This is a genomic window from Sphingobacterium sp. B29, from assembly GCF_001952815.1.
Classification (GTDB): Bacteria; Bacteroidota; Bacteroidia; order Sphingobacteriales; family Sphingobacteriaceae; genus Sphingobacterium; species Sphingobacterium siyangense.
This window is the reverse complement of sequence record NZ_CP019158.1, coordinates 4,451,175-4,465,479: the sequence shown is the minus strand read 5'-3', so window position 1 is coordinate 4,465,479 and position 14,305 is coordinate 4,451,175. Positions and strand designations below refer to the sequence as shown.

Annotated in this window: 12 protein-coding genes and 1 pseudogene; 4 read left to right on the top strand and 9 right to left on the bottom strand. The window is 37.7% G+C overall.

All coding sequences use genetic code 11. From position 1 onward, the window contains the following. Positions 1-36: 36 nt before the first annotated feature. The 3 genes and pseudogenes from BV902_RS19215 to ubiE form a co-directional block, all read right to left on the bottom strand. The gene (locus BV902_RS19215; RefSeq protein ID WP_075993325.1) at positions 37-486 is read right to left on the bottom strand and encodes a GatB/YqeY domain-containing protein; all 450 of its coding nucleotides are present in this window, start codon (positions 484-486) and stop codon (positions 37-39) included. A gap of 10 nt (positions 487-496) precedes the next feature. Further along, complete coding sequence (locus BV902_RS19210) at positions 497-1,258, bottom strand: SDR family oxidoreductase (RefSeq protein WP_075993324.1); 762 nt, start codon at positions 1,256-1,258, stop codon at positions 497-499. A 64-nt stretch (positions 1,259-1,322) separates the two neighbouring features. Further along, positions 1,323-2,064: pseudogene (gene ubiE / locus BV902_RS19205) on the bottom strand (bifunctional demethylmenaquinone methyltransferase/2-methoxy-6-polyprenyl-1,4-benzoquinol methylase UbiE). A 385-nt stretch (positions 2,065-2,449) separates the two neighbouring features. On the opposite strand from ubiE, the gene dnaB reads away from it, so the two are divergent. Beyond that, positions 2,450-4,060, top strand: a complete 1,611-nt coding sequence (gene dnaB, locus BV902_RS19200) for a replicative DNA helicase (RefSeq protein WP_409994077.1) — start codon at positions 2,450-2,452, stop codon at positions 4,058-4,060. 128 nt (positions 4,061-4,188) lie between these two features. On the opposite strand, the gene BV902_RS19195 is transcribed toward dnaB, so the two are convergent. Then, the gene (locus BV902_RS19195) at positions 4,189-5,082 is read right to left on the bottom strand and encodes a DUF3078 domain-containing protein (RefSeq protein ID WP_075993323.1); all 894 of its coding nucleotides are present in this window, start codon (positions 5,080-5,082) and stop codon (positions 4,189-4,191) included. A 476-nt stretch (positions 5,083-5,558) separates the two neighbouring features. Here BV902_RS19195 and rlmH point away from each other — a divergent pair, with 476 nt between their 5' ends. Then, entirely contained in the window at positions 5,559-6,032 is a 474-nt protein-coding gene (rlmH, locus tag BV902_RS19190; protein WP_075993322.1) for a 23S rRNA (pseudouridine(1915)-N(3))-methyltransferase RlmH, read from the top strand. Between the two features lie 606 nt (positions 6,033-6,638). Here the strand turns inward: rlmH and BV902_RS19185 are convergent. From BV902_RS19185 to BV902_RS19170, 4 genes are all read right to left on the bottom strand, one after another. Further along, positions 6,639-7,892 (bottom strand): PQQ-dependent sugar dehydrogenase, encoded by a 1,254-nt coding sequence (locus BV902_RS19185; RefSeq protein ID WP_075993321.1) that lies wholly within the window; start codon positions 7,890-7,892, stop codon positions 6,639-6,641. A 154-nt stretch (positions 7,893-8,046) separates the two neighbouring features. Continuing rightward, positions 8,047-8,292: a hypothetical protein gene (locus tag BV902_RS19180; protein ID WP_075993320.1), complete on the bottom strand. Its 246-nt coding sequence runs from the start codon at positions 8,290-8,292 to the stop codon at positions 8,047-8,049. A gap of 70 nt (positions 8,293-8,362) precedes the next feature. After that, the gene (murI, locus tag BV902_RS19175; RefSeq protein ID WP_075993319.1) at positions 8,363-9,187 is read right to left on the bottom strand and encodes a glutamate racemase; all 825 of its coding nucleotides are present in this window, start codon (positions 9,185-9,187) and stop codon (positions 8,363-8,365) included. 53 nt (positions 9,188-9,240) lie between these two features. Then, complete coding sequence (locus BV902_RS19170; protein WP_075993318.1) at positions 9,241-10,656, bottom strand: glycoside hydrolase family 125 protein; 1,416 nt, start codon at positions 10,654-10,656, stop codon at positions 9,241-9,243. 195 nt (positions 10,657-10,851) lie between these two features. Here BV902_RS19170 and BV902_RS19165 point away from each other — a divergent pair, with 195 nt between their 5' ends. Together BV902_RS19165 and aroQ are read left to right on the top strand one after the other, a co-directional pair. Next, the gene (locus BV902_RS19165) at positions 10,852-12,525 is read left to right on the top strand and encodes a gliding motility protein RemB (protein ID WP_237241726.1); all 1,674 of its coding nucleotides are present in this window, start codon (positions 10,852-10,854) and stop codon (positions 12,523-12,525) included. A 285-nt stretch (positions 12,526-12,810) separates the two neighbouring features. Further along, the gene (aroQ, locus tag BV902_RS19160; protein ID WP_075993317.1) at positions 12,811-13,221 is read left to right on the top strand and encodes a type II 3-dehydroquinate dehydratase; all 411 of its coding nucleotides are present in this window, start codon (positions 12,811-12,813) and stop codon (positions 13,219-13,221) included. Positions 13,222-13,307: 86 nt separating this feature from the next. Here aroQ and BV902_RS19155 read toward each other — a convergent pair whose 3' ends face one another. After that, positions 13,308-14,282 (bottom strand): bifunctional riboflavin kinase/FAD synthetase, encoded by a 975-nt coding sequence (locus BV902_RS19155; RefSeq protein ID WP_075993316.1) that lies wholly within the window; start codon positions 14,280-14,282, stop codon positions 13,308-13,310. Positions 14,283-14,305: the final 23 nt, after the last annotated feature.

Sequence of the window (14,305 nt, the reverse complement as noted above, 5' to 3'; positions counted from 1 at the left end):
TATCCAATTTAATTTGACTCTATTGATTTGAGCGTTTTATGCGAGAAGACTTTTAACAACTTCAGAGATGGTTTTCCCATCTGCTTGTCCAGCAAGCTTTTGATTTGTAGCGCCCATTACTTTACCCATATCTTTAATGGAAGAAGCTCCTGTTTCGGCGATAATTGCTTTGACAATCGTTTCAACTTCTTCTTTGCTTAGTTGTTTTGGCAAATAAGCCTCAATTACTTTTTCTTCCTCAATTTCAATTTCATAAAGATCTTCCCGGTTTTGAGTCTTATAAATTTCCGCAGATTCGCGACGTTGTTTTACAAGTTTTTGTAAAACTTTAATCTCCGCCTCCTGATTAAGGTCTTCGGCATGACCTTTTTCTGTTTTTGCTAAAAGTATAGCTGCCTTAATTGCACGTAAGCCACGTAATTTTGCCGTGTCTTTTGCGATCATTGCCGCCTTAATGTCTTGATTTATTTGTATTTCTAATGACATGATATTTAAATTATTTTCGATTGACAATTGCGCCTGTCGCTTGTGCTGTAGGCATTATTAATAGATCGTTTATATTAACATGTGCAGGTCTGGTAATGACGAAAAGGATCGTTTCGGCAATATCTTTCCCTGTCAGGGGTTGTACACCATTGTAAACATTTTTAGCTCTTTCCCGGTCTCCATGGAAACGAACTTCCGAAAACTCTGTCTCCACCATTCCGGGGTCGATAGATGTTACTTTAATGCCCTGAGTTAGCAAATCAATGCGCATAGCTTTAGTTAAAGCATCAACAGCATGTTTGGTAGCACAGTACACATTTCCATTCGGATAAACCTCTTTCCCTGCAATAGATCCCAAATTAACAATATGGGCGCCGTTTTCGGTATCCATAAGTGGTATCACAGATTTACTCACATACAGTAAACCTTTGATATTGGTATCAATCATTCTGTCCCAATCTCCGATATCACCATCTTGAATAGGATCCAATCCTTGACTCAAACCAGCATTGTTAATGAGAACATTTATTTTTTTCCATGCTGGAGGTAGGCCCTCAATTTGATTCGCAACTTGTTCTGCATCGCGAACATCAAGCTCAAAAATATGGATCTGAATAGTAGGGTAGGCCGCTAACAATGCATCTTTTAATGCCTCTAAACGGTTTAACCTGCGCGCGCAAAGTAAAAGATTGTAACCCTCTTTCGCTAAAACTTCGGCGCAAGCCTGACCAATTCCTGAACTTGCTCCTGTAATAAAAACTGTTTTAGTCATATAATGTAACTCGTTGATATTAAAAATGAATCCGATTTGACTCAAAACCAGATCTTAGCTGGTACTATTTTGTAGCAATATAGATTGTACAGATACCAAATGTTTGCGGTCTAACAATCGTTTCGTTAAAGCCTGCTTTTTTGTTTATGGCAACGAACTTTTGTCCATCTGGAAATTGAGCAACAGATTCTGGTAGGTATTCATATGCACTGGAATCTTTTGAAAAGAATTTTCCAATGGTTGGTGTAATAAACTTGAAATAAAAATTATAAAGCTGTTTAATGGGGAATTTCTTCGGATTCGAAAATTCTAAAATAACAGCTTTCCCACCAGGCTTTAATACGCGGTATATGTCTGATAGGCCTTTCTCCAAGTTTTCAAAATTACGGACACCAAATGCTACGGTAACAGCGTCGAACGTATTATCTTCAAATTGAAGCCTCTCTGAGTCTCCTAACGCTACCTCAAATTGATTCGCTAATCCCTTGCTTGCAATTTTTTTCTTAGCGACTTCAAGCATTCCTTGGGAAATATCGACACCAATAATCTTTTTTGGATTCAAGATTTTAATTGATTCCAATGCAAAATCACCAGTTCCTGTCGCTACATCCAACATCAGTTGCGGTTTTATGGACTTTAAAGCATTGATGGCTTTTTTTGCGCCATATAATGTCAATACCCAAAGACATGAAATGGTTTAAAAAATCATAGGAATGGGAGATGTTGTCAAACATATCTGCTACCTGTTTCTTCTTCCCATCGTTGGTATCTTTATAGGGTTTTAATGTTGAGGAGTCGTGCGTCATAGTTACAAAGATACAATATATGAATATTTTTTAGTGCTAAAAAAGGGATTTGTTTTCATCTTAAAGTCAGTTTGTATTGATGATAGTGGAGCGTATTGATTTGCTTTTTACCATTTTGCTTATTCACAATGGCTTAAGTTATTAACATTTTTTAATGTGTTGATTTTAAGTGGTAATTTTTTATTTTCAACATCTTTTCAACAGTAAGTGTTGAAAACTCACTATGTAAATCTGTGTCCTTCAAAGCTTTTTGAGGTTTCGGGTGTGATCGTTGAATTTCGCTGTGTGTAACTCCGCATGGTGGTGAATTTTATTTTTTATACATTTGTTATCCTATCTAAAATTTATAAGGATAGCAAAGCTATATTTCTGATATAATATCATGATGAACGACAGTAATTTTGAGGCGAATAACACGGATAATAACAAACGGGGTAATTATGGCGAACGTCGTACCAAATTAAATAATTTGGTGAGTGGTTTGGGTAAACTTCCGCCGCAGGCAGTGGATCTTGAGGAGGCTGTTTTGGGAGCTTTGATGCTTGAAAAGAATGCGCTGAGTGAAATTATTGATATTTTAAAACCAGAATCGTTCTATAAGGAATCACATCAAAAGATCTTTGAAGCGATTTTTGGCCTTTTTCAAAAGACTTCTCCAATTGATATATTAACCGTTACCTCGGAACTCCGACGGATGGGGGCTCTTGAAATGGTCGGCGGTGCCTATTATATTACGCAATTGACAGATCGCGTGGTTTCGGCAGCTAATATTGAGTATCATGCACGTATTATTTCACAGAAATATATTCAGCGTGAGCTGATTAAAGTTTCTACTGAAATTATTAATAGCTCATACGATGAAACGTCAGATATCTTCGATCTGTTGGATCATGCCGAAAAAAGCTTGTTTGATATCGCGCAGAATAACTTGCGGAGAGATTCAAGAAAGATGGACGATATTATGCGTGAGGCGATTTCTAATCTTGAGATGCTGCGTGACCGCACAGATGGTCTGACAGGTGTGCCTTCGGGTTTGACTGCCTTGGATCGTATGACTTCAGGTTGGCAGCCTTCTGATCTGGTTATTATTGCAGCACGTCCAGCGATGGGAAAGACGGCATTCGTACTTTCCGTTGCACGTAATGCTGCAGTGGAACACGGAAAAGCAGTTGCCGTATTCTCGCTGGAGATGTCATCTGTTCAGCTTGTCAATCGTCTAATCGCTGGTGAAACGGAAATTGAGCAAGAGAAATTGAAAAAAGGAAATCTTGCTGATCATGAATGGCAACAATTACATTCGAGAATTGGTCGTTTAACTGATGCGCCTATTATTATCGATGATACGCCGGCGTTGAACGTGTTCGAATTTAGAGCTAAATGTAGGCGCTTAAAGGCACAATACGATATCCAAATGGTTATTGTCGATTACTTGCAGTTAATGCATGGAAAAGCTGAAGGTAAAGGTGGGGGGAACCGTGAACAAGAGATCGGTAGTATTTCCCGTGCTTTGAAATCTGTAGCTAAGGAGCTAAACATCCCCGTGCTGGCATTATCGCAGCTGAGTCGTGCTGTAGAGTCAAGACCAGGAAATAGTAAGCGTCCTATGTTGTCCGATTTACGGGAGTCTGGTTCCATTGAGCAGGATGCGGATATGGTTCTTTTCTTATATAGACCCGAATATTATGGTTTGACAGAAGATGAAGAGGGACGTCCTACTGCCGGTGTTGGTGAAGTTATTATTGCAAAACACCGTAATGGTGAGACCGGAATTGTTCCACTTCGATTTGTGGGTAAATTTGTGAAGTTTGTGGATTTAGAAGATGAGTTTTCGGGTATGGGTGGTGGAGATGGATTCGGTGATGCGCCGGCTACATTTTCTGCTTCTGCATTAAATCCGTCGCCAAACTTTGCTGATGATTTTAGTGCTGGGGGCTTCAGTGGGGGTATTACGATGCCATCCCGCATGAACGACATGCCTGATGATGCGCCATTTTAGTGATTAATTTTACATAAGTATTCCTAAATAATAGAAAAAACCGAATGATTTAAATTCGGTTTTTTCGTTTACGGCGCCTTCGTAATTTGTCTTGCTTATGTGGACTTGTTCCTGCTGTTTTTTTACCTTTAAAATTTGTATGTCACGCCAGCACCGACAATTTGCCTAATTTGTAGGGCAGAATTTCTCTTTCCAACTTCAACATTATCTTTAATAATCGGAATAGCCGTATTGTCATCGTAGATCATCTGTACGCCTGCGTTTACTGTAATAAACTTGTTTACCTTCATAAAAAGATTGGCCGTATAGTCAATATCTACATTTTGAGGTTTATCTAGATAGTTTGAATAGAGTTTTAGTATATTTTCAAATGAAATGTTCTCCATTAAATTTACTTTATAATAAGCATCAAATGATGCGCCGAATTCAGTGCGGGACTTGCTGTTCGGATTTAGTCCATATCGTGTGGAAAGGAGCGTATCACTTACGAATACAAACCGCACAGCCGCAGGCGAAAGATTAAATCTGAGGTTGTCCGATCGTTTGTACGCAAAACCCGGACCGAAGCTCAGGTATGCCGGCGCTAAAAACCTGGATATCCTTTTTTGGGGTGAAGCTGTGTAGTCATAACCATCGGCAAATTGTGTGTTAAAGTTTAGAAAAAAGGTATAAAGCCAATATTGAGATGCCTGATGTCCCAACAAGCTATTTAAAACTAATCGGTCATCATTTTTGCGCCAGTCCGACTCTTTTTGAAAGGTTAGCCCATAAGCCGCAAGGACCTTGTTGTCCCATGACCATTTGCCTTTCTTGTAATTGAAGTCGTAATTAAGAGTTAGGTTGCCGGAGAAAGAATTCACCCCACCTGCAGCCCAATTAGAAAATGAACTTTGGTTGATCAGAAAGGTGTTTTCTCCTTTGATAATCCAGGTTTTTGTACTGTCTACCGCGGTTGTCTGAGCGTAGGTTTCATGTGCTAATAAGCCAAGAGCAATAAGAATGATTGATTTTATTATTTTCATGTGTATACTTAATTTGTTTGCATTTCCATATTATTGTAATCCAAATGAGCACGTACAGCTTTCCATCTTATTAGCAACTAACGCAGTGGTTTTATAGCTGCGTATTGGATTTGTTGAAATATATTTCGTTCCTGTCGTTATAAACAATAAGTTTGATCTGATCGATGCTCTTAAAACGAGGTCATTATCCATTTTCAGCGTGATGTTTTAAGCGTGTACGAGAAAATAAATGTTTTATAACTAAACGAATAAATGAGGTTAATGTTTTTTTGTCCTTTTGATTGTGTTTATTTTAAATAAAATCAGAACTTTGCTCAATTGTATGTATGCGCTATTTATTAGCGTAGCAGCTCTTGGATAAAAGTTTATGAGCAGCTTTTGACAATACCCGGAAACAAGAACAAAGCCATTATTTTGGATCGAGAAAACCGGCTTCTATTGTGCTATTCATAAACAAACACTTATAAAATGTTTAGATGAAGATAACGCTACTTTGTATAGGTAAGACAGATGATAAGTACCTGATTGAGGGTATTGACAAGTATATTAAACGGTTAAAGTTTTATGTAAATTTTAGTATTGTGGTCATTCCAGATATCAAAAATGTCAAGAATCTTTCTGCTGAGCAGCAGAAAGATAAGGAGGCTCTGCTGATTTTGAAACAATTACAACCTCAAGATTTAGTCGTTTTGCTGGATGAACATGGAAAAGAGTTTCGTTCCTTGGAGTTTTCTGCTTATCTGGAAAAAATGATGGTGCAAAGTGTTCAGCATATGGTATTTATTATTGGTGGCCCCTATGGGTTTGACCAAAAAATTTATGATCGAGCAAATTCGAAAATTTCGTTGTCCAAGATGACATTTTCGCATCAAATGATTCGTTTGTTTTTTACAGAGCAGCTTTATCGTGCATTTTCTATCATGAAGGGAGAGCCTTATCATCACGAGTAATATGGAAAAAAGTCCGTAACTTCATCATGAATAAAAACAAGCTTATGAATTTGCCCAACAAACGAGATTATCACTATAAAAGTGACGAAGGAGAAAAAAATAGCCAATTGAATAAATACATTATGATTGCTTGTATTATAATCGTAATCGCATTGGCCTATTTTTTCGCATAGCTTAATGCCCTTCCATACGGATCTAGTAAAAGAAATAAATCTCTTACTTAATATCCGTATGGAGGATATCAGCAGATGATTTTAATAAATTTTAATTGAATTGTTTAAGCAAGAACGCTTAATTTTTGGGAGAAGGTTGGCAGGTTTTGCGCGTTCTTTTTGGGGCGGTGTTGTTTACGAATCCCCAGTTGGTCATATAGAATGACAAGGGATTAATTTCTAATAATTTTTTCATTTTTTCTTTTTTTACCATATAATAATTTATTGATTCGCTAATAAGTGATCAATAATCGAGCCAAACTATAGGGCTTGTCATGTTCGAAAAGAAATATAGCAAATAAGGTCAATAAAAAATAGTTGAAAGTGTGTTTTTTAGGGCTAGGTCAACATAAAACGCAGCCCATTTGAAAGGGGCTGCGTCGAATCGAAGTATTTATTTTTTATCAATTTTATATAATTTTCCGATATCTGTGATAGCGTACAGCGCGCCATCTTTGCCCTGCGTGATATCTCTAAATCGTTGCCCTTCACTACCTAGGAGGCGTTCTTCTCCAACGACCTTGTTATCCTTTAGTATAATTCTGGCAATGTGCATGCTGCTTAAACCGCAAATAAAGAGATTATTCTTCCATTCTGGAATATTCTGTCCGGTATAGAATGTAATTCCACTAGGCGAGAGAACAGGATCCCAATAATAGACGGGTTGTTCCAGACCGTCTTTTTGTTGTATGCCCTCACCAACCTTATCTCCTTTATATTCTATACCATACGTAATCGTTGGCCATCCATAATTCTTGCCAGCTTCAATTCTGTTCAACTCGTCGCCGCCCCGTGGACCAAATTCGGTTTCCCAAAGATCGCCAGTTTCAGGATGTAAGGCAAGTCCCTGTGGATTACGATGTCCATAACTGTAAATTTCCGCACGTGCATTTGCCTTGCCTATAAATGGATTCCCAGGGGCAGGCTGTCCATCAGTGGTGATACGTAGGATCTTGCCCAATGCTGCATTCAGATCTTGTGCCAATGGTCGCGTGACCAAATCAGATCTTTCACCCGTACTCAAAATAATATTTCCCTCTTTATCAAAGATAATTCGTCCACCATAATGCAGATTCCCTTTATGAGCGGGAGTAGCCTGATAGATAACTTTAGCGCCTTCTATTGATTTCTCATCGGCTGAGAGCTTTCCTTTTGCGACAGCCGTCAAAGTTCCAGCAGCGGTATTATCAGAGAAAACCCAATATATCATACGGTTTGACTCGAATTTTGGATCAAGACGTAATCCCAAAAGCCCACCTTGCCCACTGCTATTGACTTGAGGTAAACCTTTAATTGGTTCACCTAATTTGCCGTCTGCCGTTGCAATGCGAAAATCACCTTCTTTTTCTGAGATTAATAATCGACCATCGGGTAGCGCAGCGATACCCCAAGGAGATTTTAATCCCTCGGCAATTACTTTACCTTCGAATGGCGTGCTCGTCTTTGCACCTTTAATTCTGGTTTGTCCAGCAAATGCTGGTTTATAATTTGTGTTTGCCTTTTGTGTTTCTACGGGAGGATAACTTGTTGTATCAGTTGCAGAATTTGCACTGCTATCCGAACTTGAATTTGAATTCGCATGGTTGGAATTACATGCAGTTAATCCTAAAGATACTGTTAAGAGGCTTATTGTCAGTTTGGTTTTCATTATCTGTGACTTGTTTTTGGTCTGATTATCTGCTTGAAGATATTAAAAATTAATGAAATATTATTTTTCAGAATGTAATAATATAAATATATAACTCATACTAATAAGAAAGGGGAATGCTAGCCAGCTAATTTGTTTTTAAGTGTTATAGGAGTTATTTTCCCGCCAGGCAGTTTCTTACGATTCGGTGGAGCTCAATATCGTTGTTTATATAATAATCACTTATATCTAGAATGGTGTTTGTATTTAGATTGTAAATACACACGGGAACGTAGTTGGGTTGTGCGGAGGTCTCGAAAGTTTTAAAATAATCTGCACTTTCCTGTATGTTTGAAAACTCTTTGGATTCGCAATGCTGTGTATCCTGATTATAAGCAATGGTTATAAAGTTCTTTTTCATTTTACTCGCCTTTTATCAGAATAACGAAAATTGGGAAGTAAAAGTTTTAAAAATTATTGCCTTTTATTTTTTAAACACTGATATGGCTTGCGGCTATCGGCTGTCCAAAAAATATTTTTGCTTTGTTTTCAAAGTCCCTTGGATCATCTGTTGTATAAAAGGCCAGTTGGCCATTTTGAGAACAAATTGTTTCAATTTCCCGGTGTCTATCAAGATATTCTTTTAAGCTATTGGCAACAATAGGTCCCTGGGAGATGATCTTTATATTACTTGGTGTATATTTTTGGATTACGGGTAGCAATAAAGGATAATGGGTGCAGGCAAGTACAATGGTGTCGATCTGATCGGATTGCTGTAAAAGCTCCCGTAAATCTTTTTCTATAAAGTAATGTGCGCCTTCTGTATTGATTTCATTGTTTTCTACTAAGGGAACCCAAAAAGGGCAGTCGTGCTGAAAAACCTCAATTTCTGGATTGAATTTGTGTATTTCTATTTTATAGGATTCGGATTTTACCGTTCCTGTAGTGGCTAAAATACCGATCTTGTTAGTTTTCGTAAAATTGTGTACGATTTCTGTAGTGGGTCTGATGACGCCAAGGACTTTCTTTCCAGGGGGAAGATCATGTTGTTGAATAGTCCTTAATGCTTTTGCAGAAGCTGTATTACATGCGAGAATAACGAGATTACAGCCCAGGTCAAATAATTTAAAAACACATTGTTTGGTGTAATTATAAACGGTCTCAAAGGATCTTGTACCGTATGGAACACGTGCATTATCGCCTAAATAGATATAATCGTATTGAGGTAAAAGTTGTTGAATTTCCTTGAATACGGAGAGTCCTCCATAACCGGAATCAAAAATGCCAATCGGACCTGATTTTGATAAATTATCCATAACACAATGTTATAAGTTCTTTCACTTACAACATTGTGTTATAAGTTTCAGATTTATTGAAGCAAAGATGGTTTCTCTTTGTATATTTTCCAAATTAATTCGCCAAATAATGTATTTGTCCAAGCAAACCAATGTCTTGTGAATTTTTTAGGATCGTTTTTATGAAAAGACTCATGCATAAATCCGGTTCCACCATGTGTATTTACCAGGGTTTTAATACAATTACGAATCTCATCATCATTTGTTGAGGTCTGCGCCCGCATAATAATGGACATCGGCCAGATCATATCTCTTCCTATGTGAGGTCCACCAATGCCTTCTGCTGCTGTCCCCTTAAAAAAGAATGGATTTTTATCAGACAAAACAAAGTTACGCGTACGTTGATAAACTTCGTTATTTAGATCTACAGCTCCCAAATATGGTAGGGCCAACAAACTAGGGATATTTGCATCATCCATCATAAGATGGCTCGAAAAACCGTCTACCTCAAAAGCATATATCCGGCCCAGTGTCGGGTGGTCGATGATACCATATTTATTGACTGCTGCTTCGACCTCATTGGCAAGCGCTTCCATTTTTGCAGCGAGTTCGTGTTCATTTTTAACCTTTTTCAAAATTTCGGCAGACTGTCTAAGGCTAACAATCGCAAATAAGTTGGATGGAATCAAAAATGAGAAGATTGTAGAATCGTCCGACGGTCGAAAGCTAGAGCAGATCAAACCAACGGGATTTACAGGATATCCGTAGCCATCTACCTGTAATGTGTCGGATCCTCTGGAGGTTGTTCGCTCAAATTTATATGGGCCTAGACTATCTTTACGTTGTTGCTCAACGAAAGTCTGATATACTTTATATTGAGCTTCCAGCCATTCCTCATTAAATGGACTGCTGTCATTTGTTTCTTTCCAATAATGATAAGCTAATCGAATTGGATAACACAATGAATCGATTTCCCACTTTCGTTCATGAATTCCCGGTTTCATGTTTGTGTGATCACTGAACCATTCGCCTTTCTTTGTTGGATCGTTATAAAATGCATTGGCATAGGGATCAATATTGATGCATTTACTCTGTTTTTGGATTAAGCCAACAATAAGATCCTGCAGTTTTTTGTCCTTTTTCATAAAAGGGAGGTACGGCCATACCTGCGCACTGCTGTCACGCAACCACATGGCATCAATATCCCCTGTAATCACATAGGTATAATTTCTTCCGTTTTGGACATAGGGAAATACGGTAGTATCTAGGGTATTAGGAAAGCAGTTGTTAAATAACCAAGCCAGTTCCTTATTTTTAACATTTTTCTGAAATTCTACAATTGCATCTTCGATTACCTTGCTCGAGAAAAGTCTTTTCTCTTTACCTGTCCGAACAGTGGGAAAAGAATGTTCCTGAGCGAATGAAAATTTGCTTGTAAGTGCACCTGCGGTTAACAGGGTTGCGTTTTGGATAAATGTTCTGCGTTTCATGCTTATTAGGGCTATTTTTTATGATTGAAGGTTATTTACTGAAATGCAAGATATAAATATTTTTGAATAAAAGGAACAGCAAATACGATTTAGCATGATAAAATTGACTGAACATATGAATAAAGTCAATTTTATTCGGTTAATTTGCGTTTAGGAATGCATTTTGCTAGAAAAAATAATCTTTGAAATAATTTTATGAGGCTTAATATAACAAAAAATAATAATTTACTCCGAATCGTGCTGGCAGGCATGGGAGTAGGTATTTCCTGCGGAGGTTTTGCCCAGATTAAGAGTCAGCCCTATTCGTATCATTTTTATCAAAAAATGAACGATGCGGTTTATTCTACTGAAACGAGAATGCATACTTCTGCTAAACCATTCGTCATAAAAGACTCTTTATTGTTAGCTAAGTTTGATTCAATCCAATCTAATAAACCCGTTTCTTCGTCTAATTGGTTCATGCGCAAGATCTTTAACGAACATCTTGTGCAGGTTGAAAAAGACGATTACACATTCTATGCTGATTTTCTACCGGATCTTTATATTGGAAAGGACATGCAGGGCGACAAGCGCCGTACATGGATGAATGGTAGAGGATTTCAAGTGGGATTGAACGTAGGAAATAAATTTACATTTAATACTTCCGCATTTGAAAGTCAAGCTGTCTTTCCTAAATATTTAGATGACTATATTGTTGCACATAAAGTTATTCCGGGTCAAGGAAATACAAAATTTCAGTCCAAGAATAAAATGGACTGGATGTATGCGACAGCTAGTATGACTTATGACGCCCATAAGTATATCCAGGCAACTTTGGCTTACGACAAAAACTTTATCGGGGATGGCTATCGATCGATGCTTTTATCGGATTTTTCTTCAAACTATGCCCATTTGAAATTGACCGGGACCATAGGAAATGTTCAATATACTTCGATTTGGGCCTATATGAATGATCCGACGCATCCTAGACAGGATTTGACGGGTACAACTCCGATGGAAGGGCAGAATAATACACGTTTAGGAGACGGAAAAAAATGGGGGGCTTTTCAATATTTGGATTGGAATGTGACAAATAAGTTATCGATAGGCTTTTTTCAGTCTGTCGTTTGGGCTGCTCAAGATGAAGCTGGTAAAAGAGGTTTTGATTTTAGCTATATTAGTCCAATTATCTTTATTCGACCTGTTGAAAGTAATAACTCAACGTCGCCCGACAAAATGTTTTTGGGATTGACCTCCAAATATAAATTACCTTATAGATTGACTGCATATGGACAGTTTTTACTGGGTGAATTTACTGCGAAAGAGTTCTTCGCTGGTAACGGATATGCGCACAACAAATGGGGAGCACAACTTGGCGTGAGGGGATATGATATGTTTGGTGTGAAGAATTTAAATTTTCTTGCCGAGTATAATACAGCAAGACCATATACTTACGCACACTTTAAATCGTATTCAAACTACAGTAATAATGCCGAACCATTGGCTCATCCGAAAGGGGCAAACTTTAGAGAGCTCGTTGGTCTTGTGAATTATGCATGGGATAGATGGGACTTTTCGTTACAGGGCATGTTTACCCAAAATGGGCTGGATCTACCTGATGGAAGTAATATGGGAGGAGATATTTTTCAATCCTATCGAACGATACCAAATCTATATGGAAACCATATAGCGCAAGGAATAAAGAACAATATCTATTATGCGGATGCTAAGGCTGCCTATGTGCTTAACCCCAAGTATAACCTTCGCTTAGAACTTGGTTATACCCAACGTTACGCAAAAGCACAATACGAAACACCTGTAGTCAATAAGTCTGGTGTTGTTTCATTTGGACTTCGCTCAAGTTTCCGAGCAATTTATAACGATTTATAGAAATTTTTATAAACTGATCTATACTAGAAATAAGACAAACTATATTGATTTGGCCATAAACGCTGCAAAAATCAATATAGTTTGTTTTTAAAACGAGGTCTCAGGACAAATTGAGAAGATAGGAAAGGCAACTTTGATACAGCCAGAATAAAATATCCGATAGTTGACAATCCGTTCTTATAATTTATTACGGCTTAAAAACGATCTATTTAAACAAAAATGGTATGGGTTAGCTCAGTTAGCCAATGGCCCAGTACAAAAATAATTATATTTCAATGAAAAAAAATCCTCATACTGAATGGCCCAAATTTGAATTTGTTGGGTGTAAGGGAGAAATCGATTTATGGTAGCCAGGATTTCCTTAGCTACTTTGAAGAGCTTAAACAACAGTTTGAAATAGTACAATTGCACTATTTTCAAAGCAATTCAGAAGGAGGGTTAATCGATAAGATCCACGAAGTTGGTTTTGAATTTGATGGAATTGTGTTGAATGCTGGAGCATATACGCATACATCTGTTGCTATTGGAGATGCAATTGCGGCAGTCACAACACCCGTTATTGAAGTTCACATAAGCAATGTTCATCAAAGAGAGGAATTTCGCCATCATTCGTACTTGGCAAAGAATTGTAAAGGGGTGATCTGTGGTTTTGGGCTGGATAGCTACAGATTGGGTATCGAGGCTTTTATTAAATAATATCTTCTTTTGCAAGGAAGAGAAAAAATAGCTATAAAATAAAAAAGCGATCCGCCTTTTTTATTTTATAGCTTAACAGACTTGCTCTAACCAATAAGACTTCTGATTTCGACTTCGTCTGCTTTGATCTGAGCTTTCATTTCTTCAAGCGAGTCAAAGCGTTCATCATGTCGGATAAAATGAAGGAACTTGACACGTAGTGTCTTGCCGTAAATATCCTGATCGAAATCGAATAGGCTGATTTCAATAGCACGATTCATCCCATCAACAGTGGGTCTGGTCCCTATATAGCCCATACCTTTCGCAATTGAAACCGGATTTTCCTCTTTATACTCGCCAGTAGTGATGTTTTGGATATGATTATAGATGTAAACCTCAACAGCATAAATACCATAGGCTGGTATTAGTTTATGAGGTTCGTGAACCTGTAGGTTTGCTGTTGGAAATCCGATTGTACGCCCGATTTGGTCGCCTCTAATAACAGTTCCCGTTAATTCGAAAGGATAGCCTAAATAGAGATTAGCTGTTCTTATATCGCCTTTTATAAGCGCTTCACGTACTCGTGTAGAGGATACTGCAATATCGTTGATATCCTGCTCCGGAATTTCGTCAACACTGTAGTCAAATATAGATGCAAACTGTTCTAAATCGCCCATAGTACCCTTTCGGTCTTTTCCAAAATGGTGATCATAACCTATCACAATCTTTTTTGTACCCAATTTGCCTACAAGAACATTACTAATATATTCTTCCGGAGTCTGATTTGAAAAATCACGGGAAAAAGGAATGATAATTAAGTGGTCAATTCCCACTTTGCTTAATTGACTGACCTTTTCTTCGATATCGTTGATTAGGCGTAAACTATCATCATCTGGATTGATAATCAACCGTGGATGTGGGAAAAAAGTAAGCAAAATTGTCTCACCATTAATTTTATGAGCTGCTTCCTTTAAGTGAGCCAATATTTTTTGATGGCCAATATGAACACCATCGAAAGTACCGATGGTTACAACTGCATTTTCAACTGGTGAGAAATCATCTAAACTTCTGTAGATTTTCATTTATAGGAGTTTTTGCAAAAATA